The following is a 23,369-nucleotide window of genomic DNA, read 5'->3' on the forward strand; positions in this document are numbered from 1 at the left end:
TCGTTATTATACGAATTATATTGCAAATATATTTAATAAAGTTGACAATTATATAACGAAGTGGTAGTCTTTAGATATAAATAACGAAATATATATTTATATTATAAATAAACATTCGTATGTTTAATTTTGGAATATACTAGCTTGGGAGGTATGAAGGTTGAAGGTGAGTTGTATATTTGTAGAGAAAAAAAGATGCTTCGATGTTGAAGGAAAAAGTATGCTTGAAGATTATAAAAATAACTTAGGAATTAATTCTTTAGAAGAAGTTAGACTTGTAAATAAATATACTTTAGGGGAAATGAAAGAAGAAGATTATAAAAAAGCTCTTTATACAATATTTTCAGAACGAACTGTAGATAATGTTTACGAAAATAATTTTGAAGTAAAAGATAATGAAGTAGCTTTTGGAGTTGAATATCTACCGGGGCAATATGATCAAAGAGCAGATTCGGCTGCGGAGTGTTATCAATTATTGACTTCAGGAGAAAAAGTAGAAGTTAAATGGACAAAAATAATAATATTAAAAGGTAATTTATCAAGAAATGAAGTAGAAAAAATTAAAAAATATTGTATAAATTCGGTTGATTCAAGAGAGGTAAATATAGATAACTTAGAACTAGCATCAAAACTTCCAGAGCCAAAAAGTGTGAAAATATTAAATGGATTCACTAATAAAAATGATAACGAAATACAAGAGCTACACAGGAGTATGTGCCTTGCTATGAGTGTAGATGATATAAAACTTATAAGAAATTATTTTAAAGAGGAAAACAGAGATCCAAGCATTACAGAGATAAAAGTGATAGATACATATTGGTCAGATCACTGCAGACACACAACTTTTTCAACTGCTATAGAAAATGTAGTTATTGAAGAAGGACTTTATACACATCCAACATCGAAATCTTATGAAGCGTATTTAAAGTCAAGAAATTTTGTTTATGGTGAAACTGATAGAGATGAAACATTAATGGATATTGCAGTTATAACAATGAAAGAAATGAAAAAAAGAGGTTTATTAGAAGATTTAGACGTATCTGATGAAATAAATGCTTGCTCAATAAAGGTAAATATAGAAACAAACAAAGGAATAGAAGAATATCTAGTAATGTTTAAAAATGAAACACATAATCATCCGACTGAAATAGAACCTTTTGGCGGTGCAGCTACATGTCTTGGTGGTGCAATTAGAGATCCATTATCAGGAAGAACTTATGTATATCAAGCAATGAGGGTTACAGGAGCTGCAGATCCAACTGTTAATATAGGAGAAACATTAAAGGGAAAATTACCTCAAAGAACTATAACTTTAGGAGCAGCTCATGGATATAGTTCATATGGAAATCAAATAGGGCTTGCTACAGGCCAAGTTTCAGAAGTATATCATCCAAATTATGTTGCTAAGAGAATGGAAATTGGAGCTGTTATAGCAGCAGCACCAAAAGAAAATGTAGTTAGAGAAGAGCCGAAGGCAGGAGATGTTGTAATTCTTTTAGGGGGAAGAACTGGAAGAGATGGATTAGGTGGAGCAACAGGGTCATCTAAAGAACATACAGAAAATTCAATCAATGAGTGTGGAGCAGAAGTTCAAAAAGGCAATCCTCCTACTGAAAGAAAGATTCAAAGATTATTTAGAAATTCTAAAGTTTCGAGGATGATAAAAAGGTGTAATGATTTTGGAGCTGGTGGAGTTTCAGTTGCAATTGGAGAATTAACAAGAGGTTTAGATATAAATTTAGATAAAGTTCCTAAAAAGTATGAAGGTTTAGATGGAACAGAAATTGCTATTTCAGAATCACAAGAAAGAATGGCAGTTGTAGTTAGCAAGGAAAATGAAAAAAGATTTATAGATTTATGTGAAGAAGAAAATTTAGAGGCAGTTAAAGTTGCAGATGTAACTAATAATGAAAGACTTAGAATGTTCTGGAGAGGGAAAAAAATCGTAGATTTAAAAAGAGAATTCTTAGATACAAACGGGGCGAGACAAGCAATAGAAGTAGAAGTGAAATCTCCAAAGGAGTACCCATTTAGCATAAAAGGTGTGGATGTAAAAGAAGAGTGGATTAATATATTAAAAAATTTAAATGTATCAATGCAAAAGGGCTTAGTTGAAAGATTTGATTCAACTATAGGGGCAGGAACTGTACTTATGCCTTTTGGAGGAAAATATCAAACAACACCAGCAGAAGGTATGGCAGCTAAGATACCAGTTTTAAATGGAGAAAGTAAAGATGCAACATTAATGACATATGGATTTAATCCAGACATGGGGATGTGGAGTCCTTACCATATGGCATATTATTCAGTGATAGAAGCAGTAACAAAACTTTCAGCTATGGGTGGGAACTATAAAAAAGCAAGACTAACATTACAGGAGTATTTTGAGAGATTAGGAAAAGATAAAAACAAATGGGGAAAACCTTTTTCAGCATTACTTGGAGCATATCAAGCACAAATGGATTTAGGAATACCAGCTATTGGTGGTAAGGATTCTATGTCAGGTACTTTTGGGGATTTAGATGTACCTCCATCATTAGTGGCATTTGCAGTGGATGTTGCTAAAGCTAAAGATATTATATCTCCAGAATTTAAAAATAATAATTCTAAGATAGTACTTTTAATAGCTGAAAAAAATGAAGATATGATATTAAAAGTAGACGGATATAAGAAGAACTTAGAAAAGTTACATGAACTTATTTTAAATAAAAAAGTTATTTCTGCTTCATCATTAAAATTTGGTGGAGTAGCAGAAGCTTTAACTAAAATGAGTTTAGGAAATAGAATTGGGGTAGAGTTTGAAGGATTAAGTAAAGAGGAATTATTTGAACTTAATTATGGCAGCTTAGTTTTAGAAGTTAAAAAAGATGTTGAAATAGAAAAAGAATTTAATGGTTGCGCTTATAAAGTAATAGGTAATACAACAGAAAATAGGGCTATAGTTTCAAAGGAATATGATATTAATTTTGATATAGAGTTTTTAGAAAAGATACTAGAAGAAAAGTTATCAGATGTATTTAAGGTGAAAACAGAAGATAGAAAAGAAAAAATTCAAACAGTATTATATGAATCTAAAGAAGTAAAGACACCTTTAATAAAGGTTGCAAAACCAAAAGTATTTATTCCAGTTTTCCCTGGAACAAACTGTGAATATGATTGTGCAAGAGCTTTTCAGAATGAAGGTGCAGAAGTATCAGAGTTTGTTTTAAATAATATGAACAAGGATTTATTAAACCAATCGATTTTAGAAATGGAAAAGAGCATAAGAGAAAGCCAAATAATTATGTTACCAGGTGGATTTTCAGCTGGAGATGAACCAGATGGATCAGGTAAATTTATAGCAACAGTATTTAGAAACGAAAGAATAAAAGATGCTGTAATGGATCTGTTGAAAAATAGAGATGGTTTAATGCTTGGTATATGCAATGGCTTCCAAGCACTAATAAAATTAGGATTAGTACCTTATGGTGAAATTGTAGATATAGAAGAAGATATGGCAACTCTAACTTACAATGAAATCAATAGACATATGAGTTCAATAGTTAGAACTAAAATAACATCAAACAAGTCACCATGGTTTAATGAAGTAAATCTTGGAGATATACATTCGATTGCAATTTCTCATGGAGAAGGAAGATTTGTTGCTCCACAAGATTTAATAGAAAAGTTAAGAAAAAATGGACAAATAGCAACACAATATGTTGACTTAAATGGTGAAATATCTAGTGATATGCCTTTTAATCCAAATGGCTCAATGTTAGGTATAGAAGGAATCACAAGTCCAGATGGAAGAATACTTGGTAAAATGGGACATTCAGAAAGAATAGGAGAAAACCTATATAAAAATGTTCCAGGAAACTTTGATCAAAAGATATTTAAAGCAGGAGTGAAGTACTTTAAGTAATGGACAATGGACAAGGCGCAATTGTCAATTATCCATTATAAATTAATAAAACGGGGGTTTTTATATGAAGGTAGCAATATTTTTTGGAAGTAAATCGGATACTGATGTTATGAAGGGAGCTGCTAATTGCTTAAGAGAATTTGGAGTAGAGTTTAAAGCTTATGTATTATCAGCTCATAGGGTTCCTGAAAAGTTAACGGAAACTTTAAAGGAAGCTGAAGAAAAAGGGTGTGAAGTTGTTATTGCGGGAGCTGGGCTTGCAGCTCATCTGCCTGGTGTTATAGCTTCTCAAACTACTATGCCTGTAATAGGAGTTCCAATAAAAGGAGCAGTGGAGGGGTTAGATGCTTTATTTTCAATAGTTCAAATGCCAAAATCAATTCCAGTTGCAACAGTTGGAATTAATAACAGTTATAATGCAGGAATGCTTGCTGTACAAATGCTTGCAATAAAAGATAGTTCGTTAAGAGAAAAATTAAATGAATTTAGATTAGATATGAAAAGTAAGTTTATAGAAGAAAATGGAGAAGGGGTAGATTTATAATGGAAAAATTAGAAATGATGTATGAAGGAAAAGCAAAGAAAATATATGCTACAGAAAAGGCAGACGAAGTTATTGTGTACTATAAAGACGATGCAACAGCATTTAATGGAGAAAAGAAAGGGCAAATTGAAGATAAGGGAGCCTTAAATAATGCAATTACTTCCATGATTTTTGAAATGCTAAATGAAAATGGAATAAAGACACACTTTATAGAAAAATTAAATGAAAGAGAGCAACTTTGTAAAAAAGTTGAAATAGTACCTTTAGAAGTAATAGTTAGAAATGTAGCAGCTGGATCAATGGCTAAAAGATTGGGATTAGAAGAAGGATTTGAACTTAAAACTACAGTATTTGAATTATCATATAAAGACGATTCACTAGGAGATCCATTAATAAATGATTATCATGCAGTAGGAATCGGTGCTACTACATTTGAGGAACTAAACAAGATTTATGAAATGACTGCAAAAATTAATAACTTACTAAAAGAATTCTTCATAAAGCAAAATATAAGATTAATAGATTTTAAATTAGAATTTGGAAGATACAATGGAGAAGTTATATTAGCAGATGAAATTTCACCAGATACATGCAGATTCTGGGATGCAACAACAGGAGAAAAATTAGATAAGGATAGATTCAGAAGAGACCTTGGAAATGTAAAAGATGCTTATATAGAAATATTAAACAGAATACAAAAATAATTAATAATGATAATGGACAATGGAAAATGCGCAATTAAGGTAATAACTCAGTCAAGCTGAGTTATTAAAGTTAAAATTATAAGCAATTCAGCTAAGCTAAATTGCATCAATAATTATCCATAATTATCCATTGCCCATTATAAATTGTCAATTAATATTGGGGGTGTTTTTTTGAACTCAAATTTAATTTTGGATCCGAGTAATGATAAATTTAAGGATGAATGTGGTGTTTTTGGTGTTTATGTAAATAAGCCTATGGATGTTGCATCTATGACTTATTATGGGTTGTATGCACTTCAGCATAGAGGGCAAGAAAGTGCAGGAATAGCTGTGGCAAATGGTGAAAGTGTTGATATTCATAAAGGAATGGGGCTTATTACAGAAGCTTTTTCTAAAGATGATTTGAATAGACTTAAAGGGTTTGCAGCAATAGGGCATGTTAGATATTCTACATGCGGAGATACTAGAATTGAAAATGCACAGCCATTACTTAGCCAAACTAAGCTTGGTTCAATAGCAATGGCTCATAATGGTACTTTAGTAAATGCTGATGTAATTAGAGAACTTTTAGAAGATGGAGGACATGTCTTTCATACATCAATAGATTCAGAAGTTATAGCAAATCTTATAGCAAGAGGAGCTAAAAAAGGTCTTGAAAAGGCGATATTTGATTCTATACAAGCAATAAGAGGATCTTTCGCAATGGTAATTTTGACAAATGATAAGCTTATAGGAGTTAGAGATCCACATGGAATTAGACCATTATGTCTTGGAAAGACAGAAGAAGGTTATGTACTATCATCAGAAAGTTGTGCTTTAGATGCAATAGGAGCAGAATTAGTTAGAGATGTAGATCCAGGCGAGATAATTATTATAGATGATAATGGAATTAAATCCTATAAGTATTCAGAAAATACACAATGTCAGACATGTGCTTTTGAGTATATTTATTTTGCAAGACCAGATTCAACAATTGATGGCTTAGATGTTCATGAATCAAGAGTGAGGGCAGGAGAACAATTATTTAGAGAATATAAAATAGATGCAGATGTGGTAGTTGCAGTTCCAGATTCAGGAATACCAGCAGCAATAGGATATTCAAAGGCTTCAGGAATACCTTATGATACTGGATTTGTAAAAAATAGATATGTAGGCAGAACCTTTATAACACCTTCTCAAGAAATTAGAGAAAGAGCTGTAGCAGTAAAATTAAATCCACTTAAAGCAAATATAAGTGGAAAGAGAGTTGTACTAATTGATGATTCAATAGTTAGAGGAACAACATCAAAGCACTTAGTTGATTCTTTAAGAAGGGCAGGAGCAGAAGAAGTACATTTTTTAGTAGCTTCACCAATAGTTAAATTTCCTTGCTACTTTGGAATAGATACTCCATATAGAAGTGAGCTTATAGGAGCTAAAAAATCAATTGAAGAAATAAGAGAAGCAATAGGATGCGATAGCTTAGGATATTTAAGTATGGAAGGTATGTATAGTTGCTTTAAAGAAAACTGTGGATATTGTGTTGGTTGCTTTAATGGAATATATCCAGTAGCAACACCTATAGAAGGAGCAAAATAAAAGCTGAAAGGTAGTGTGTTAAATGATAACTTATAAAGAAGCTGGAGTTAATATAGAAGAAGGATATAGATCAGTAAAGCTTATAAAAGAATATGCAAGTAGAACAATGAGTGATTATGTACTAAATGGACTTGGAAGCTTTGCTGGAATGGTTGAGCTTCCAGAAGGATACAAGAAACCAGTTTTAGTTTCTGGGACAGATGGAGTTGGAACCAAACTTGATATAGCTTTTAAAACTAGAAAATACGATACAGTTGGAATAGATTGTGTTGCAATGTGTGTTAATGATATTTTATGCCATGGAGCAAAGCCACTATTTTTCTTAGACTATATAGCTTGTGGAAAGTTAGAAGCTGAAGTTGCAGCAGATTTAGTAAAAGGTGTATCAGAAGGATGTCTTCAAGGAGAATGTGCCTTAGTTGGTGGAGAAACTGCTGAAATGCCAGGGTTTTATAGAGATGGTGAATACGATATGGCAGGTTTTGCTGTAGGAATTGTAGATAAAGATAAAATAATAAATGGTAAGAATATAAAAGAAGGAGACAAGCTTATAGGTATTGCATCTTCAGGTTTACATTCTAATGGCTATTCACTAGTAAGAAAATTATTTGAAGATTTAAATGAAGACTTAGGTGGAAAAGAAGCTTGGAAAACTTTAATAACTCCAACAAAAATTTATGTTAAACCAATTTTAAAATTACTTGAAAGCTTTGAAATAAAAGGAATGGCACATATTACAGGTGGTGGATTTATAGAAAATATTCCAAGAATGTTTAATGGAGAAAATTTTACAGCAGTAATAAAAAAAGATAGCTATCCATTGCCGTTAATATTTGAAAAGATAATAGAAAAAGGTGTAGATAAGGATCATATGTACAATACTTTCAATATGGGGATTGGGTTTGTACTATGTGTTAATGAAGCAGATGCAAAGCCTGTTATAAAAGCGTTAATTGAAATGGGAGAAAAAGCTTATGATATAGGTTATGTAACATCTGGAGGTGAAGGTGTTTGTTTAAAATAGCAGTACTTGCATCAGGTGGAGGAACAAACCTTCAATCAATAATAGATTCAATAGAAGATGGAAAATTAAATTGTAAGATAGAAATGGTTATAGGAAGTAAAGAGGGAATATTTGCTTTAGAGCGAGCGGAGAAAAAAGGAATAAAGACTCATGTAGTATCTAAAAAAGAATATAAAGATACTGCATGTGATAAGATATTAGAATTAACTAAGGGGAAAGTTGATTTAATAGTTCTTGCAGGATATCTTTCAATATTACAAGGAAATATCCTAAAAGAATTTAAAGATAAAATAATAAATATACATCCATCATTGATACCAAGCTTTTGTGGGCCAAGAATGTATGGATTAAAAGTTCATGAAGCAGTTATAAATTCTGGAGTAAGATATTCAGGATGCACAGTTCACTTTGTAAATGAAGAGGTAGATGGTGGAGCAATACTACTTCAAGAAGTGGTGCCAGTTTATTTTGAAGATACAAAAGAATCATTACAAAAAAGAGTGTTAGAAAAAGAGCATGAAATATTGCCAAAAGCAATTGATTTAATTAGTAGAAATAAAGTTGAAATTATAAATGGAAAAACAAGAATAAATACAATTGATAATTAATAATGGAAAATTGATAATTAAGGATATAACTCAGACAAGCTGAGTTATGAAATTAAATTCAATTGATGAAATTCCGTAGGAATTTCATCAATAATTGTACATTATCAATTATCAATTGTCCATTAATGGAAGGGGTTTTTAAGTTGATAAAAAGAGCTTTAGTTAGTGTTTTTGATAAAGAAGGTATTTTAGAATTTTCTAATTTTTTAGAAAGCAAGGGTGTTGAAATAATATCTACAGGTGGTACTTATAAACATCTTAAGGATAATGGAGTTAATGTTATTGAAGTTAATGAAGTTACTAACTTTCCTGAGATGTTAGATGGAAGGGTTAAAACTCTTCATCCTATTATTCATGCAGGAATACTTGCTATAAGAAATAATGATGAACATATGGAAACTATTAGAGAAAGAAATATTAATCCTATAGATATGGTTATAGTTAATTTATATCCATTTTTTCAAAAGGTTAGAGAAAATTTGAGTTTTGATGAAAAGGTTGAGTTTATAGATATTGGCGGACCTACAATGCTTAGAGCAGCAGCTAAGAACTTTAAAGATGTAGTAGTGATTTCAGATAAAGAGGACTACAGAGCTGTTATGGAAGAAATATCTGAAAATGGAGATGTCTCATTAAAGTTAAGAAAAAAGCTTGCAGGAAAAGTATTTAATTTAATGAGTGCTTATGATGCAGCAATATCTAATTTTTTATTAGAAGATGAAGAATATCCAGAATATCTTTCAATATCATATAAGAAAAAGCAAAGCTTAAGATATGGAGAAAATCCACATCAAAGTGCAGCATACTATAGTTCAACAGAATTTGATGGAGCTATGAATAGTTTTGAAATATTAAATGGTAAAGAGTTATCTTACAACAATATTAAAGATTTAGATATAGCTTGGAAGGTTGCATCTGAATTTGATGAAGTAGCTTGCTGTGGACTTAAACATAATACCCCTTGTGGAGTAGCTATTGGAGAAACTCCATTTGAAGTTTACAAAAAGGCACATGATGCAGATGAAACATCAATATTTGGTGGAATAGTTGCAATAAACAGAAAAATAGATAAGGCTACAGCTGAAGAAATGGTTAAAATATTTTTAGAAGTAGTAGCTGCACCAGATTTTGATGAAGATGCTTTAGAAGTACTAAGAACTAAAAAGAACTTAAGAGTAATTAAATGTAATAATACTCCAAAGGATAAAAAATATATGGTTACAGTTGATGGTGGCATATTATTACAAGAAGAAGATAAAAATTTAATTGATGATTTAAAAGTGGTAACAGAAAAATCACCAACAGAAGAAGAAATGAAAGATTTATTATTTGGTATGAAGGTAGTTAAATACGTAAAATCTAATGCAATTGTTGCTATAAAAGATGGAGTAGCAGTTGGAATTGGTGGAGGACAAGTTAATAGAATCTGGGCAACAGAAGAAGCACTCCAAAGAGGGAAAGGTGCAACGGTTTTAGCTTCAGATGCCTTCTTCCCATTTAGAGATGTAGTAGATGAATGTGCTAAAAATGGTATTAAAGCAATAATACAACCTGGAGGATCAATAAGAGATCAAGAATCTATTGATGCTTGTAATGAACATGGAATTTCTATGGTATTTACGGGTATTAGACACTTTAAGCATTAATATTAACTAGAGGAACAGAGAGAATCTTATTTCAGGATATTAAGTAATTTCACAGAGTATTTCGACTGTTGGTAAAAGAAAAATAACTAAATTTCTGTAACTCCCTACGGTCAAACAACAGAAATTCTTAACGCAATTTTTATTCTAACAACAGGAAATACTAACTGTTCATTACGATATATCCCTCCATAAGATTTTCTCTGTTTCTTAGATGTTAAATTAATGTTTAGGCGTTTTTAATGTAAATGTTATAGAAATGGAATAAAATAAAGAGTATTTGTTGGAGGTTAGTATATGAAGATTTTATTAATTGGATCTGGTGGTAGGGAGCATGCTTTGGCTTGGAAGCTTGCTAAGAGTAAGAAGGTAGAAAGAATATTTGTTGCTCCTGGTAATGGGGGAACTGCTAGGGAAAATAAGTGTGAAAATATAAATATAACTGATATAGATGAACTTTTGAAATTTGCTTTAGATAATTCTATTGATTTAACTGTTGTTGGACCTGAAGATCCTTTAACTAATGGGATCGTTGATAAGTTTAAAATGAATGGACTTAAGATTTTTGGACCTAGTGGAAAAGCTGCAATGCTTGAAGGTAGTAAGAGTTTTTCTAAGGATTTCATGAAAAAGTATGGAGTTAAAACTGCAGAGTATGAAGTATTTCATGATGTTAATAAAGCTTTAGATTATTTAGAAACTTGTCCATACCCTACGGTAGTTAAGGCTGATGGATTAGCTGCTGGAAAAGGTGTTGCTATTTGTGAAAATAAAGAAGAGGCCATAGATGCAGTAAAATCTTTTATGGTTGATGACATATTTAATGGAGCAGGGCAAAAAATAGTTATAGAAGAGTTTTTAGAAGGTGTAGAGGCATCTATTCTTTCAATTACAGATGGAAAAACTATTATACCATTTATATCTGCAAAGGATCATAAACAAATTTTTGATGGTGGTAAGGGGCCAAATACTGGAGGGATGGGAGTTGTAGCACCTAATCCATATGTAACAGAAGAGGTTTTAAAGGATTTTGAAGAAAATATAATGAATAGGACTTTAGTTGGAATAAGAGAAGAAGGATTTGATTATAAAGGTATAATATTCTTTGGTCTTATGATAACTAAAAAAGGATCATATCTTTTAGAATATAATGTGAGAATGGGAGACCCAGAAACACAATCAGTACTTAATTTAATGGAAAGCGATTTACTAGAACTTATAGAAGCTTCATTAATAGAGAATTTGAAAAATACAGAAGTTAAATGGGAAAAAGGAGCATGTGTAAATGTAGTTTTAGCATCAAAGGGATATCCTGGAAGTTTCCCTAAGGGATATGAAATTACTATAGATGATGAAATTAAAGATAAAGTTTTTCTAGCAGGTGCAAAACTTGAAAATGGAATTTTAAAAACTAATGGGGGAAGAGTTCTTTCAGTGGTTGGATTTGGAGAAACAATAGAAAAAGCAAGAGAAGATGCTTATAATACTATAGAAAAAGTAGAATTTAGAGATAAATATTTTAGAAATGATATAGGATTAATTTAAAGATTAGAAAACTATTTTAAATATAAAATAATAAAGATAGAGAGAAAGGATACCGAAATGGTGTCCTTTTAGGTTAGTTAGATATATAAAACTAATAAATAAGAAATCGGTATATTATAAATTTACTTTTAAAATGTAATAATTAATATAATTTTTCCCAATAATATAAAGGTAAATAAAAATAAATTGAGCTATAAATGCTTAATAAAACCTTGGAGGAAAAAATGAACAGAGAAACTAAAAATCAAGTTTATGCAAAAGCAAAGGAAATGATGATAGCAGGAGAGTCTTGGGATAAAATAATGGAAGAAACAAGATTAAGACAAAAGGATTTAAGAAGGATACAAATTAATGAAATAGATCCTAAGTTCTAAAAAACTTAAACATTATTAAAAAATATATATGGTCTAGAAGAAGTGGATTATTGTAATCTGCTTCTATTTTTTATAAAAATAATATTACTATATATACTTTTAATAAATAAGCTGTAATATTATTCTAAGATTTTTATATTATGCAAAAAAAATGCTTTCCTTTTTCATATATTTTTGGCATAATATAAAGGTATTTATAAAAAAAATATGTCTAATTATGTTAAACTGAAAAATGGATATACTAACTATATAATAATAAATACAATAAAAAGAAGGAGAGTACGTATGAAGAAAAAATTGTCTAAAGAAGCTTATGGTGGCGTACATGGTAAAGATTATGTACCATACATAACAGATAAATCGAAGAGTGGAACAAACCTATCTGTTATAATAATAGGAATAGTATTGTCTGCTGTATTTGCAGCATCAACTGCTTATTCTGGAATGAAGTCAGGATTAACTGTTGCGGCAGGAATACCAGGGGCAATAATAGGTTCAATGCTTATAGGAGCTTTTGCTCGTAATAAAGGTATTCTTGGAAAAAATATAACACAAGGTATGGCAAGTGGTGGAGAGTCTGTAGCTAGTGGTATGATTTATGTATTACCTTCAATTATCTTAATAGGAAGTAATATTACATTCTTAGAAGGATTAATTGTAGGTGTAGGTGGAGTTCTATTTGGAATGGGATGTCTATCTTTAGTTTATAAATATCTAATAGTAGAAGAGCATGGAAAACTTATGTATCCAGAATCTATGGCTATATCTGAAACACTTATTGCTTCAGAAGGTGATGGGGATGCTATAAAGTTCATGGGAATTGGATTTGTAATAAGTGGTATTATAAATGTATTAACAGGATCATTTTTAAACATTATAAACAACAGTATAACTTATGTAGGAAGTAAATTTTATAAATGGAAGTTTTCTACTGAAGTAAATCCACTTTTACTAGGTATAGGCTTTATAGTTGGATTAGAAGTATCACTAACTATGTTTGCAGGTTCAATATTAGCTAATTTTGGTGTTTCACCATTAATAGGATATTTTACTGATATGGCAGCAAATAATATGCATTCTTGGAATGATGCTTCATTATTACTTAACCAAATGGATGTAAATGCGATATCAGGAAGTTACGTTAAGTACATAGGTGCTGGAATGATGCTTTGTGGAGGTTTAATAGGAGCTATTAAACTTATACCAACTATAGTTGTTTCAATTAAAGAAACATTAAAAGCAAAATCAGGCAAAGATAGTAACTCAGAAAGTGATTCAAGTGAAATAATAATACTTTTAGCAGGTAGCATTATTGCATTTATAGCTGCATTTATGATATCTCAAAGTATTAAGATGGCTATAATAGCTGTTATTGTTTCTTTATTATTATCTTTACTTTTTGTAATAGTTTCTGGACGTTTAACAGGTACAATAGGAACATCAAACCTTCCTGTATCAGGTATGACAATTGCTTCATTAGTTATATTAACATTAGTTTTTGTTATAATGGGATGGAGTAGCCAAGCGGATAATAAATCATTGCTTTTATTTGCAGCATTTATGGTTGTTGCAATATCTGTAGCTGGAGGATACAGTCAATCTCAAAAAGTATCTTACATAATAGGTGGAAGTAAAAAAGAAATGCAAAATAGCTTTTTAATTTCAAGTATAGTAGGTGTTGTTGTTGTTACAGGAACAATAAAGATACTATCAGAACAATTAGCAGTTACTGGTGCAGATGCACAATTTGCATTACCACAAGCTAATTTAATGGCTACATTAACATCAGGTATTATGTCAGGTGATTTACCTTGGCCTATGATACTTGTAGGTATTGTTATGGCATTATTCTTATTCTTACTAAATCTACCAATAATGACAATAGCAATTGGATTCTACTTACCTATATCAACAACTTCAATAATATTAGTTGGAGCATTAATTCGTGTGTTTGTTGAAAAGATGAGTAAGAACGAAAAAGAAAAAGAAGCTAAAGTTGCAAATGGAATAAGCTTATCTTCAGGGCTTGTTGCAGGAGGTTCAATAATAGGACTAGTAGGAATAATCTTACAAGTAACAGGTTTAATAACTCCTAAAACTCCAGTTGGATTTGCTTCTGGTAATATGATGGCTATAATATTATTAGTTATTTTAGTTATAGCTACTACAGTACCAATTATGAAATCAAAGGTTAGTAAAACAGAATAATAACTATTAGAAATTATATTTAAATTTTTAATAGTTTAGATTAAGAAATATAAATTAATATAAAAGAGGCTATCTAATTAACGGATATAAAACCATTAATTATGATAGCCTTTTTTTATTTTATATAAAATGAAATGAAAGATATAATAAAAGAATATATTTAATATAGATTGCAGTGGTATAATAAAAAATGATTAATATTTTCTTTTAAGTATTTAAACCTTAATGAAGATAAGGTTGAGTTATAGTTAAATTAAATATAAAAAAGTTATAACAAAGAAAAAAGTATTTAAAAGCAACAAAATATATTGACAAAATTTACAAATAGGAATATGATGGTAAAGTAATAAAGTAAAAATATAAAAAGGAGGTAGGAAAATGTCAAACATTATGTTTAATTTAGAAATGTTATTTAAAGATAATAAAAGTAAATATATTAAAAACTATATTAATAATCCTATCTCATTGTGTAAGTTTATATGTAGGTGATTTATACAATATTACTTTATAAAAGTATATATTCGTTAAAAATATAAGAATATTACTTGAATTTATATAAAGATAATTAGGGCCAAGGGTTATTACTCCTGGCTTTTTATTTTGTTTAAAATTATAAAAACATATAAGTAAAAGGTCATGGGTAACTGTGGCCTTTTTGTCTTTTTAAGAAGGAGAGAGGGGTGTATGTATAACAAATAATCAAAAATAATATTAGTAATGAATTAAAGGGGGAAAATTTTATGACTAGAGTACTAAAATATGTTTCAAAATACAAGTCGATGCTAATAATTGGAACATTATCTATGCTTGCAGTAATTGGGGTAGATTTATTTATACCATACTTGCAACAAATCTTTATAGATGATGGAGTTATAGCAGGAAACAACAATATAATAATTAAAGTTTTGTTAGGAATGCTATTAATTACAATAATAAAAGCTATTTTTGGATATTTAAAAGAATTTCTTTATGATCTTTTAAGTGTAAGAGTTCATGAAGATATAAAAAATGATTTATTTAATCATATTCAAAAATTAGAATTTAAGTATTTTGATAATATGAATACTGGTGAGCTAATGTCAAGAATAGGAGAAGATGTAGAAAATATATGGCAAACTATAGGGTTTGGACTTAGATTGTTTATAGAAAATATAATATACTTTGTAGTTTCTACAGTTATCTTATTCAAATTAAATTTTACCTTAGCTTTAGCTTGCTTTATCATAATGATACCAATAGGTTTTATAGCAATAAAGTTAGAAAATAAATTTGGGAAATCTTATGAAGAGATAAGTGATCAAACGGCTAAGATTAATACAACAGCTCAAGAAAATATAGCAGGGGTAAGATTAGTAAAAGCATTTTCAAGGGAAAAATATGAAATAACAAAATTTTTAAAGATGAATAGAAGTTACTATGATTTAAACATGAAACAAGCTAAAATAATCGGTGACTTTTTTCCACCAATAGAATTTTTAACAAATATATCATTGGTTATAATGATAGTTTTTGGTGGATATCTTGTTATGAAAGAAAATATTACTATAGGAGTTCTAGTAGCATTTAGTGGGTATATTTGGAATCTTATATGGCCAATGAGAATGTTAGGAGAATTAATAGATTTACTTTCTAGAAATAGTGCTTCAGCTAAAAAGATATTTGAAATAATGGATAGAGAACCTGAAATTAAAAGTAAAGAAAAAAGCTATAAAAATGATGACTTAAAAGGAGATATAACCTTTAATAACGTTAGCTTTAAATATAATGATGAATATGTTTTAAAGAATATAAATTTAGATATTAAATCTGGAGATACAGTAGCTATAATGGGAACTACAGGTTCAGGTAAATCAACTTTAATTAATTTGATAGGAAGATATTATGATTTAAGTGAAGGAAATATAAAAATAGATAATGTAGATATAAAAGATTATGATTTAGACTTTTTAAGAAAAAATATGTCTATAGTTCCACAAGATACATTTTTATTTTCAGATTCAATAATTAACAATATAAAATTTAGTAATGAAAATGCACAAACAAAAGAAGTTGAAAAAGCAGCTTCATTAGCATGTGCCTTAGATTTTATAGAAGAACTAGAAGAAGGTTTATATACAGAAATAGGAGAAAGAGGACTTGGTTTATCAGGAGGACAAAAACAAAGAATATCAATAGCTAGAGCATTGGTAAGAAACTCTAAAGTATTAATATTAGATGATTCTACATCTGCATTAGATATGGAAACAGAACATGAATTATTAAAAAATCTATCAAAAAGAGATGTAAAGAGCACAACTTTTATTATAGCTCATAGAATTTCTGCTGTAAAAAATGCAGATATAATAATCTATTTAGAAAATGGTGAAATAAAAGAAAAGGGAACCCATGAAGACCTATTAAAGCTTAAGGGAAAGTATTTTGATATTTATTGCAACCAATTTAAAGACTTTAATGAAATAGAAGAGGAGGTGGTTTAAGATGGAAAATACAAATTTAATAAAAAAAGATGAAGAAGTAATAAGAAGAAGTAAAAGCGAAATAACAGTAAAGCTTTTAGAATATCTTAAACCTTATAAATTTAAATCCTTTATAGTTATATTACTTATGATATTTGTTATGATATCTTCAATAGTTAATCCATTGCTTTTAAAGATAGCAATAGATAAGTATGTAGTAAATAAGGATGTAAAAGGATTGATTTTAATAGGAATAATACTAATAGTATTAAATTTACTTGCATGGGGTTTATCAAAAATTAGATGGAATATGATAACTTCAATAACTAATAATATTTTAGTTAATATAAGGCATGAATTATATAGTCATATACAATACTTATCATTTGATTTTTTTGATGGAAGACCAGTTGGGAAAATACTTTCAAGAGTAGTTTCAGATGTTAATTCATTAAAAAATTTATTTTCTCAAAGTATTCAATCTCTTATACCACAATTATTAAATCTTTTATGTGTAGCTATTATTATGTTTTTTCTTAACTATAAACTAGCTTTAGCCTCAGTAGCATTACTACCAGTACTTGGTATAGCTATGTTTTGTATTGAAATATATTCAAGAAGAAGATGGGAAATTTATAGAAATAAGAGGTCAAACTTGAATGGTTTTACTCATGAGGATTTTTCAGGAATAAAAATAGTTCAAGGGTTTGCTAAAGAGAAAGGAACAGAAAATAATTTTAAATCAATGGTAAAGGAATTAAGTAAATCTTTTGTAAGAGCTGTTATGTTAAATGATTTCTTTTGGCCACTTGTAGAATTATCATGGGGAGCTGGTACTTTAATAGTATTTGCAGTTGGATATAAATTAGTTATAAATAATGAAATACAAATAGGAACATTAATAGCATTTTCAATGTATGTAGGAATGTTTTGGAGACCTATAATGAATCTTTCAAGTTTTTATAATACTTTAATCACAAACTTTTCAGCAGCAGATAGAATATTTGATATTTTAGATATGAAGCCAGTAATAAAAAATGAAGAAAATGCAAAGAAAATAGGAAAGATTCAAGGTATTGTAGAATTTAAAGATGTTAATTTTTCTTATGATGAAAATACAAAAGTTTTAAAAGATATAAACTTCAAAGTTAATAAAGGTGAAAAAATAGCGTTAGTAGGAGCAACTGGTGCAGGAAAAACAACTATAGTTTCTTTATTAAGTAGATTCTATGATCCTACATCTGGAGAGGTTTTAGTGGATGGAAAGAATATAAAAAATGTAGATTTAGAGTCTTTAAGAAGTCAAATGGGAATAATGCTTCAAGATACATTTTTATTTTCAACAACTATAATGGAAAATATAAGATATGGAAGATTGGATGCAACTGATGAAGAAGTTATAAATGCAGCAAAGGCAGTTAATGCTCATGAATTTATTTTAAAATTAGAAAATGGATATAACACAGAAGTAAATGAAAGAGGTACAAGATTATCTTTAGGACAAAGGCAGTTAGTATCATTTGCAAGAGCATTACTTGCAAATCCTAGAATATTAATATTAGATGAAGCAACATCTAATATAGATACAGAAACAGAAAAATTAGTACAAGAAGGAATAGAAAAACTGCTTCATGGAAGAACATCCTTTGTTGTAGCACATAGATTATCTACCATAAGAGATTGTGACAAAATTATGGTTATAAATGATGGAAGAATAGAAGAAGTAGGTAGCCATAATGAGTTACTAAATAATAAAGGTAGCTACTATGACTTATACATGACACAGTATAAATTCTTAAATGAAGGAGCATAAGAAATATAATTAAAAATCTAGGCTCTGTTTTAAACTGCTATTGATAATGGAAAGTATAAAGTGGATAAATAAATTTATCCACTTTTAATTCGTAATAGTTTAATAGAACTAAATCGCTAAAAGCGACGGCAGATGGCAGTGATTAAACTTAATTTTATATGGAAAAAATAAGAAGTGAAGTTTCTTTCTCAAGGAATCTTCACTTCTCACATTTTATACACCTTTTAAGGAGTGATAAAATGTATCAAAAAATTGAAAAAATGATTAAGGATTTAGAACTTCGTGGTCGTAGTAAAGATACTATTAAAAATATGGTCTGTACTATGAGATGTTTTTCTAAATTCTATAATCAATCACCTGAAATGTTAGGTGAAAAGGAAATTATCCAATATCTAGATTATTGCATTAATGTTAGAAAATTATGCAGAGGGACCGTAAATTATATCAATAGTACTCTAAAATTCTTTTATGTTGTGACACTTGAAAGATCCTGGAGTGATTTAAGAGTTCCAAGGCTTAGATATGATAAAAATTTACCTAATTATTTAACTAAGAAAGAAGTAAAACTTTTATTGGAATCTACTACTTATTTAAAGCATAAAGCAATATTATCAACCATATATTCTGCCGGCTTACGCGTTAGCGAAGTTATAAATTTAAGAATATCTGATATTATAAGTGCTGAAATGAAAATTAGAGTTAGAAATGGCAAACGAAACAAAGAAAGATATACTTTATTATCACAGAAAAACTTAGAGTTATTAAGACTGTATTGGAAGAAGTTTGGATATAAAAATTACTCTCCTAATGATTACTTATTTATATCAAGACAAACAAAGAAAAAGCTAACTAGTCGTGGAGTTCAAAGTGCAATTGAAAAAGCTGTGAAAAATTCAGGAATAAGTAAAAAAGCTACTCCACATACTTTAAGACATTCTTTCGCCACCCATCTAATGAATGATGGTGTTGATTTAGTAACTATCCAAGCTTTAATGGGACATTCAAATATGAAAACAACCTCAATATATTTACATGTAAGAGATTATAAAACATTAAATATAAAGAATCCATTAGATACATTGGAGTAGTTTCATGAATTCACTTCAACATATTATGGAATTACACGGTGAATCTTATACTAAATCAAAAAAATTACCATCTAATATTCTAAAAGCATTATATTCTATTAAAGATTGTAGAACTGCTGCGCTTGGCGGCCATGTATATGAGTGCGACCAGTGCGGAGAAACAAAGGTTTCCTATAATTCTTGTAGAAATCGTCATTGCCCTAAGTGTCAGTCTTATGCTAAAGAAATATGGATTTATGAGAGAAGTCAATCGTTGTTACCAACTCACTATTTTCATATTGTTTTTACTATACCAGAACAATTAAATTCTTTAACTTTATTTAATCAAAAAGAAATGTATTCTATCCTTTTTTCAGCTGTTTCCGAAACTTTGCTAGAATTAGCAAAGGATAAGAAATATTTAAATGCTGATATAGGATTTACAACAATTTTGCATACTTGGGGTCAAAACTTAATGTTTCATCCTCATATACATTGTATAGTACCCGGTGGGGGATTAAGTACAGACAACAGTAAATGGATAAAGTCAAAGAAGAAATTCTTTATTCCGGTGAAGGTGCTTTCAAGAAAATTTAGAGGAAAATATTTATTTTATTTAAATGAACTTTACAAAAATAATAAGATGAAATTTCCAAACAGTATTAAAGAATTTCAATTTAAAGAAGTCTTTAATGTATTTAAAGATAATTTATACAAAAAAGAATGGATTGTTTATAGTAAAGCACCTTTCAGTAGTGCGGAATATGTATTGCAATATTTAGGTAGATACACTCATAGAGTAGCAATATCAGATAATAGAATTATTAAAGTTGATGAAGAAAAAGTTATATTTAAGTGGAGAGATTATAGAGATAAAAATAAAGAAAAAGTAATGACCTTAAAACCAGAAGAATTTATCAGAAGATTTTCAATGCATGTATTACCAGATAGATTTGTAAAAATAAGACATTACGGTATTCTAGGAAATAGAAATAAAAAACTAAAATTTAAGCGCTGCATAGAGATCTTTAGGATTAAACCAAAAGATTTTGAGAATCTATCGTCAGCGGAGCTATTTTTTAAATTAACAGGAATAAATATAGGTAAGTGTAGTAAATGTGAGAATGGAAATTTAATAAAAATAGAGAAAATCATGCCCAGAAGCGCTTCCCCACCATAAATAAAAGTAAAAGTAAATAAGCACTTGATTATGGGGAGGGGGATGCTATATACTAAAACAAGATATAACCTTAATTTTCCAAATACGAACTGCAGAATATTAAGTGAATTATATAAATTATAAATTTAAAACATGGTCGTGAATTTTTGAATCCCCATACGGGGCGGCAGCTTTTAGCGACTTCGTTCTAGTAATTGATTGCGATATTGAGATGCATATATTTAACTTTAACCAAGTTTAAACCACTTGTAAATGCTTATATATATGCTATTTTTTTAACTCAACATCGCAATCAAGCCAACTCAAATTGCAAATTAGTTATTAATAATTTTATTAACTGTCATGCTATAAGTTAAGAATATAAATACAACAAGTATTGCTATATAACTAACTACTAAAAATATTTTTTCTTTGTTGGTCAAATTAACTCTATTACCTAATATCGTTCTATTCAAAAAAGCAAAAATAGGTATGACTAACCAAATAACATATATAAGTTAACGACTATGTAAATATGCGTATAACAACATAGTTAACAGACACAGTATTATAGAAAATGTTATTCGTTTTTTATAAACTATAGATTTCATATTATTAATCCCTTTATTAAATTCGTAATAAATTACAATTGCGCGATAATATATATTTTAATTATACATTTATTTGAAATATAATTCTACAATAAATGGAAATAATGTATCCTTAATTTTACATCTTCTGTGATAGGCCTTATTTTAAATTAAAGCTGTATAAATATATTTATGTAATTAAAGGCGTAAGGTCAATAAAAGAATTATTATTAATATAAAATATATACATTTAAAAAATAAAGTAAAAGATATATAATTAATATGAAAATAAAATAGATATTATAAAAGGGGAGTTAGAGATGATATATGAGAGAATAAATCTAAGGGATATTTCAAGTAAATTAAAAGATAGCAATGCTATAATGAGTACTTATATTCCAGAAAATAGTGAAGAAATTAATATAAATAAGAAAAGAGAAACTATAATTATATGCCCAGGAGGGGGATATGTAGGAACATCTGATAGAGAAGCGGAACCAGTTGCATTTAAATTTATTGCAGAAGGGTTCAATGTGGTTGTCTTAAGATATAGTGTTGCTCCAAATAAATTTCCTAAAGCATTAACAGAACTTGCAGCTACTGTTAATTATATTCGTAGTAAAGGTGAAGAGTGGAATGTTGATAGTAATAAGATTATAGTATGTGGATTTTCAGCAGGTGGACATCTTGCAGGAAGTTTAGGAGTTTTATGGGATAATAAAATTTTAGAGGAAACTTTAGGATTAAGCAAAGATGATATAAAACCAAATGCAATGATACTTTGTTATCCAGTTATAACTAGTGGTGAATTTGCTCATAAAGGTTCTTTTGATAATTTATTAGGAGAAAATACAAGTGAAGGTGAAAGAGAAAAACTTTCTTTAGAAAAATTAGTATCAAAAAATACACCTAAAACATTCTTATGGCACACTTTTGATGATGGAGCAGTTCCAGTACAAAACTCTTTATTTTTTGCAAATTCATTAGCAGCTAATAATGTACCTTTTGAACTTCATATATATCCAAGCGGTGTACATGGATTAAGTCTTTGTGAAGAACTTACTGCTATGAATGGGCAAAGTGAACACATCAATGATCATGTATCTACTTGGTTTAATTTAGCAGTAGAATGGATTAAAAAACTTTAAAATTAGTTATAAATTGAGAATTAAACATAATGATATGTATTAACTTGTAGTTTCTCATTATAATAAAATCTCCAATTTAATGCATATCATTAATGAGGCTAATTCCTAATTTAACTGTGTAAAGTGGCAGAATATAAGTTATCGTAGCATTTATATTCGTAATTTATAATTATTATTTTTGTTTATCTGTTAAACATATATTTTATTTAAGATATTTTAAAAATACAAAAATAGTTAGGAACCTAAATATTTTTGTTAACATTTATGGAAATAGTAGCATATACTAAAATTAGTTAGGTGCCTAAGTAATTTAAAATAGTTTGGAGGAATTAAAATGACAGATAAAAATTCAAGTGAATTATATGATGCTATGCAAAAGTTAAATAGATATATGCACAGAAGTAGACATAAAGCAATGAAATCAAAAGATGGGATTCATCATGGGAAAATGAGGTTATTAGCTTTAATTTCAGAAAATGATGGAATTATACAAAGAGATTTAGCAGAAATGATTGATATGAGACCATCATCAATGACAGAAATGCTTTTTAGTTTAGAAAAGAATTCATTAATTAAACGTGAGCAAGATGAAAAGGATCGTAGAATTATGCATGTTTATTTAACTGAAGCTGGAAAGTCATCATTAGAAGAAGTTGAAAATATAAATGATAATTTATCAAATTCAATATTTAATTGCTTAACTGTTGAAGAAAAAGAAAAAATGTTAGGTATTATAAACAAAGTAAATAAGAATCTTGAATCACTAAATAATATAGGTGAGGATGATGACAATTGTGGAGAGGGGCATCAAGGACATAGTTGCCATCATAGAAAATGTGGAGCAGGAAGATGTCACCATCATCATGGATAAAAGAAAATTTATTATAGTTTAGTAAAAATAACTATAGATGGAATTATAAAATACTATTGTAGGAGATCGTGGAATTAAGTTATCAGAAAGAGAAAAGCAACTTATATATCTATTGCTAGAGTAATTTTTAAAT

The 23,369-nt window shown here is 29.0% G+C and carries 16 protein-coding genes; all 16 read left to right on the top strand.

The window, feature by feature from the left end:
- Positions 1-160 precede the first annotated feature (160 nt).
- The 16 genes from I2E83_RS09175 to I2E83_RS09250 all read left to right on the top strand — a co-directional run bounded on the left by I2E83_RS09175 (position 161) and on the right by I2E83_RS09250 (position 23,236).
- Positions 161-3,904: a phosphoribosylformylglycinamidine synthase gene (locus tag I2E83_RS09175; RefSeq protein ID WP_195429530.1), complete on the top strand. Its 3,744-nt coding sequence runs from the start codon at positions 161-163 to the stop codon at positions 3,902-3,904.
- Positions 3,905-3,968: 64 nt separating this feature from the next.
- Complete coding sequence (purE, locus tag I2E83_RS09180) at positions 3,969-4,448, top strand: 5-(carboxyamino)imidazole ribonucleotide mutase (RefSeq protein ID WP_195429532.1); 480 nt, start codon at positions 3,969-3,971, stop codon at positions 4,446-4,448.
- Positions 4,448-5,152 carry a phosphoribosylaminoimidazolesuccinocarboxamide synthase gene (purC, locus tag I2E83_RS09185; protein ID WP_195429534.1) on the top strand — a complete coding sequence of 235 codons (705 nt, stop codon included), beginning with the start codon at positions 4,448-4,450 and terminating at the stop codon, positions 5,150-5,152. The genes purE and purC overlap by 1 nt, the downstream gene beginning before the upstream one ends.
- Positions 5,153-5,323: 171 nt before the next feature.
- Positions 5,324-6,730, top strand: a complete 1,407-nt coding sequence (gene purF, locus I2E83_RS09190; RefSeq protein ID WP_195263404.1) for an amidophosphoribosyltransferase — start codon at positions 5,324-5,326, stop codon at positions 6,728-6,730.
- A 22-nt stretch (positions 6,731-6,752) separates the two neighbouring features.
- Positions 6,753-7,754, top strand: coding sequence for a phosphoribosylformylglycinamidine cyclo-ligase (gene purM, locus I2E83_RS09195; protein WP_195429536.1), 1,002 nt, complete (start codon positions 6,753-6,755; stop codon positions 7,752-7,754).
- Entirely contained in the window at positions 7,742-8,362 is a 621-nt protein-coding gene (gene purN / locus I2E83_RS09200; RefSeq protein WP_195429538.1) for a phosphoribosylglycinamide formyltransferase, read from the top strand. The genes purM and purN overlap by 13 nt, the downstream gene beginning before the upstream one ends.
- Before the next feature lie 143 nt (positions 8,363-8,505).
- The gene (gene purH, locus I2E83_RS09205; RefSeq protein WP_195429540.1) at positions 8,506-10,008 is read left to right on the top strand and encodes a bifunctional phosphoribosylaminoimidazolecarboxamide formyltransferase/IMP cyclohydrolase; all 1,503 of its coding nucleotides are present in this window, start codon (positions 8,506-8,508) and stop codon (positions 10,006-10,008) included.
- Between the two features lie 294 nt (positions 10,009-10,302).
- The gene (gene purD / locus I2E83_RS09210; RefSeq protein ID WP_195429542.1) at positions 10,303-11,550 is read left to right on the top strand and encodes a phosphoribosylamine--glycine ligase; all 1,248 of its coding nucleotides are present in this window, start codon (positions 10,303-10,305) and stop codon (positions 11,548-11,550) included.
- A gap of 224 nt (positions 11,551-11,774) precedes the next feature.
- The gene (locus tag I2E83_RS09215) at positions 11,775-11,924 is read left to right on the top strand and encodes a hypothetical protein (RefSeq protein ID WP_195429543.1); all 150 of its coding nucleotides are present in this window, start codon (positions 11,775-11,777) and stop codon (positions 11,922-11,924) included.
- A gap of 285 nt (positions 11,925-12,209) precedes the next feature.
- The gene (locus I2E83_RS09220) at positions 12,210-14,132 is read left to right on the top strand and encodes an oligopeptide transporter, OPT family (protein ID WP_195429545.1); all 1,923 of its coding nucleotides are present in this window, start codon (positions 12,210-12,212) and stop codon (positions 14,130-14,132) included.
- Positions 14,133-14,872: 740 nt separating this feature from the next.
- The gene (locus I2E83_RS09225; protein ID WP_195429547.1) at positions 14,873-16,609 is read left to right on the top strand and encodes an ABC transporter ATP-binding protein; all 1,737 of its coding nucleotides are present in this window, start codon (positions 14,873-14,875) and stop codon (positions 16,607-16,609) included.
- Between the two features lies 1 nt (position 16,610).
- A complete protein-coding gene (locus I2E83_RS09230) occupies positions 16,611-18,401 on the top strand; it encodes an ABC transporter ATP-binding protein (protein ID WP_195429549.1) in 1,791 nt (596 codons plus the stop codon).
- A gap of 239 nt (positions 18,402-18,640) precedes the next feature.
- Complete coding sequence (locus tag I2E83_RS09235; protein WP_195429551.1) at positions 18,641-19,489, top strand: tyrosine-type recombinase/integrase; 849 nt, start codon at positions 18,641-18,643, stop codon at positions 19,487-19,489.
- 4 nt (positions 19,490-19,493) lie between these two features.
- Entirely contained in the window at positions 19,494-20,648 is a 1,155-nt protein-coding gene (locus I2E83_RS09240; RefSeq protein WP_195266933.1) for an IS91 family transposase, read from the top strand.
- Between the two features lie 889 nt (positions 20,649-21,537).
- Positions 21,538-22,365, top strand: coding sequence for an alpha/beta hydrolase (locus I2E83_RS09245; RefSeq protein ID WP_195429553.1), 828 nt, complete (start codon positions 21,538-21,540; stop codon positions 22,363-22,365).
- Positions 22,366-22,699: 334 nt separating this feature from the next.
- Entirely contained in the window at positions 22,700-23,236 is a 537-nt protein-coding gene (locus tag I2E83_RS09250) for a MarR family winged helix-turn-helix transcriptional regulator (protein ID WP_195429555.1), read from the top strand.
- Positions 23,237-23,369: the final 133 nt, after the last annotated feature.

This window comes from Clostridium sp. D46t1_190503_E9 (genome assembly GCF_015555225.1).
In the GTDB taxonomy this organism is placed as follows: domain Bacteria; phylum Bacillota; class Clostridia; order Clostridiales; family Clostridiaceae; genus Clostridium.

Bases quoted from the DNA above. Each gene is read 5' to 3' on its own strand.
- purE (WP_195429532.1), top strand. From the start codon at position 3,969: ATGAAGGTAGCAATATTTTTTGGAAGTAAATCGGATACTGATGTTATG.
- purC (WP_195429534.1), top strand. From the start codon at position 4,448: ATGGAAAAATTAGAAATGATGTATGAAGGAAAAGCAAAGAAAATATAT.
- purM (WP_195429536.1), top strand. From the start codon at position 6,753: ATGATAACTTATAAAGAAGCTGGAGTTAATATAGAAGAAGGATATAGA.
- purD (WP_195429542.1), top strand. From the start codon at position 10,303: ATGAAGATTTTATTAATTGGATCTGGTGGTAGGGAGCATGCTTTGGCT.
- I2E83_RS09215 (WP_195429543.1), top strand. From the start codon at position 11,775: ATGAACAGAGAAACTAAAAATCAAGTTTATGCAAAAGCAAAGGAAATG.
- I2E83_RS09220 (WP_195429545.1), top strand. From the start codon at position 12,210: ATGAAGAAAAAATTGTCTAAAGAAGCTTATGGTGGCGTACATGGTAAA.
- I2E83_RS09225 (WP_195429547.1), top strand. From the start codon at position 14,873: ATGACTAGAGTACTAAAATATGTTTCAAAATACAAGTCGATGCTAATA.
- I2E83_RS09230 (WP_195429549.1), top strand. From the start codon at position 16,611: ATGGAAAATACAAATTTAATAAAAAAAGATGAAGAAGTAATAAGAAGA.
- I2E83_RS09235 (WP_195429551.1), top strand. From the start codon at position 18,641: ATGTATCAAAAAATTGAAAAAATGATTAAGGATTTAGAACTTCGTGGT.
- I2E83_RS09240 (WP_195266933.1), top strand. From the start codon at position 19,494: ATGAATTCACTTCAACATATTATGGAATTACACGGTGAATCTTATACT.
- I2E83_RS09245 (WP_195429553.1), top strand. From the start codon at position 21,538: ATGATATATGAGAGAATAAATCTAAGGGATATTTCAAGTAAATTAAAA.
- I2E83_RS09250 (WP_195429555.1), top strand. From the start codon at position 22,700: ATGACAGATAAAAATTCAAGTGAATTATATGATGCTATGCAAAAGTTA.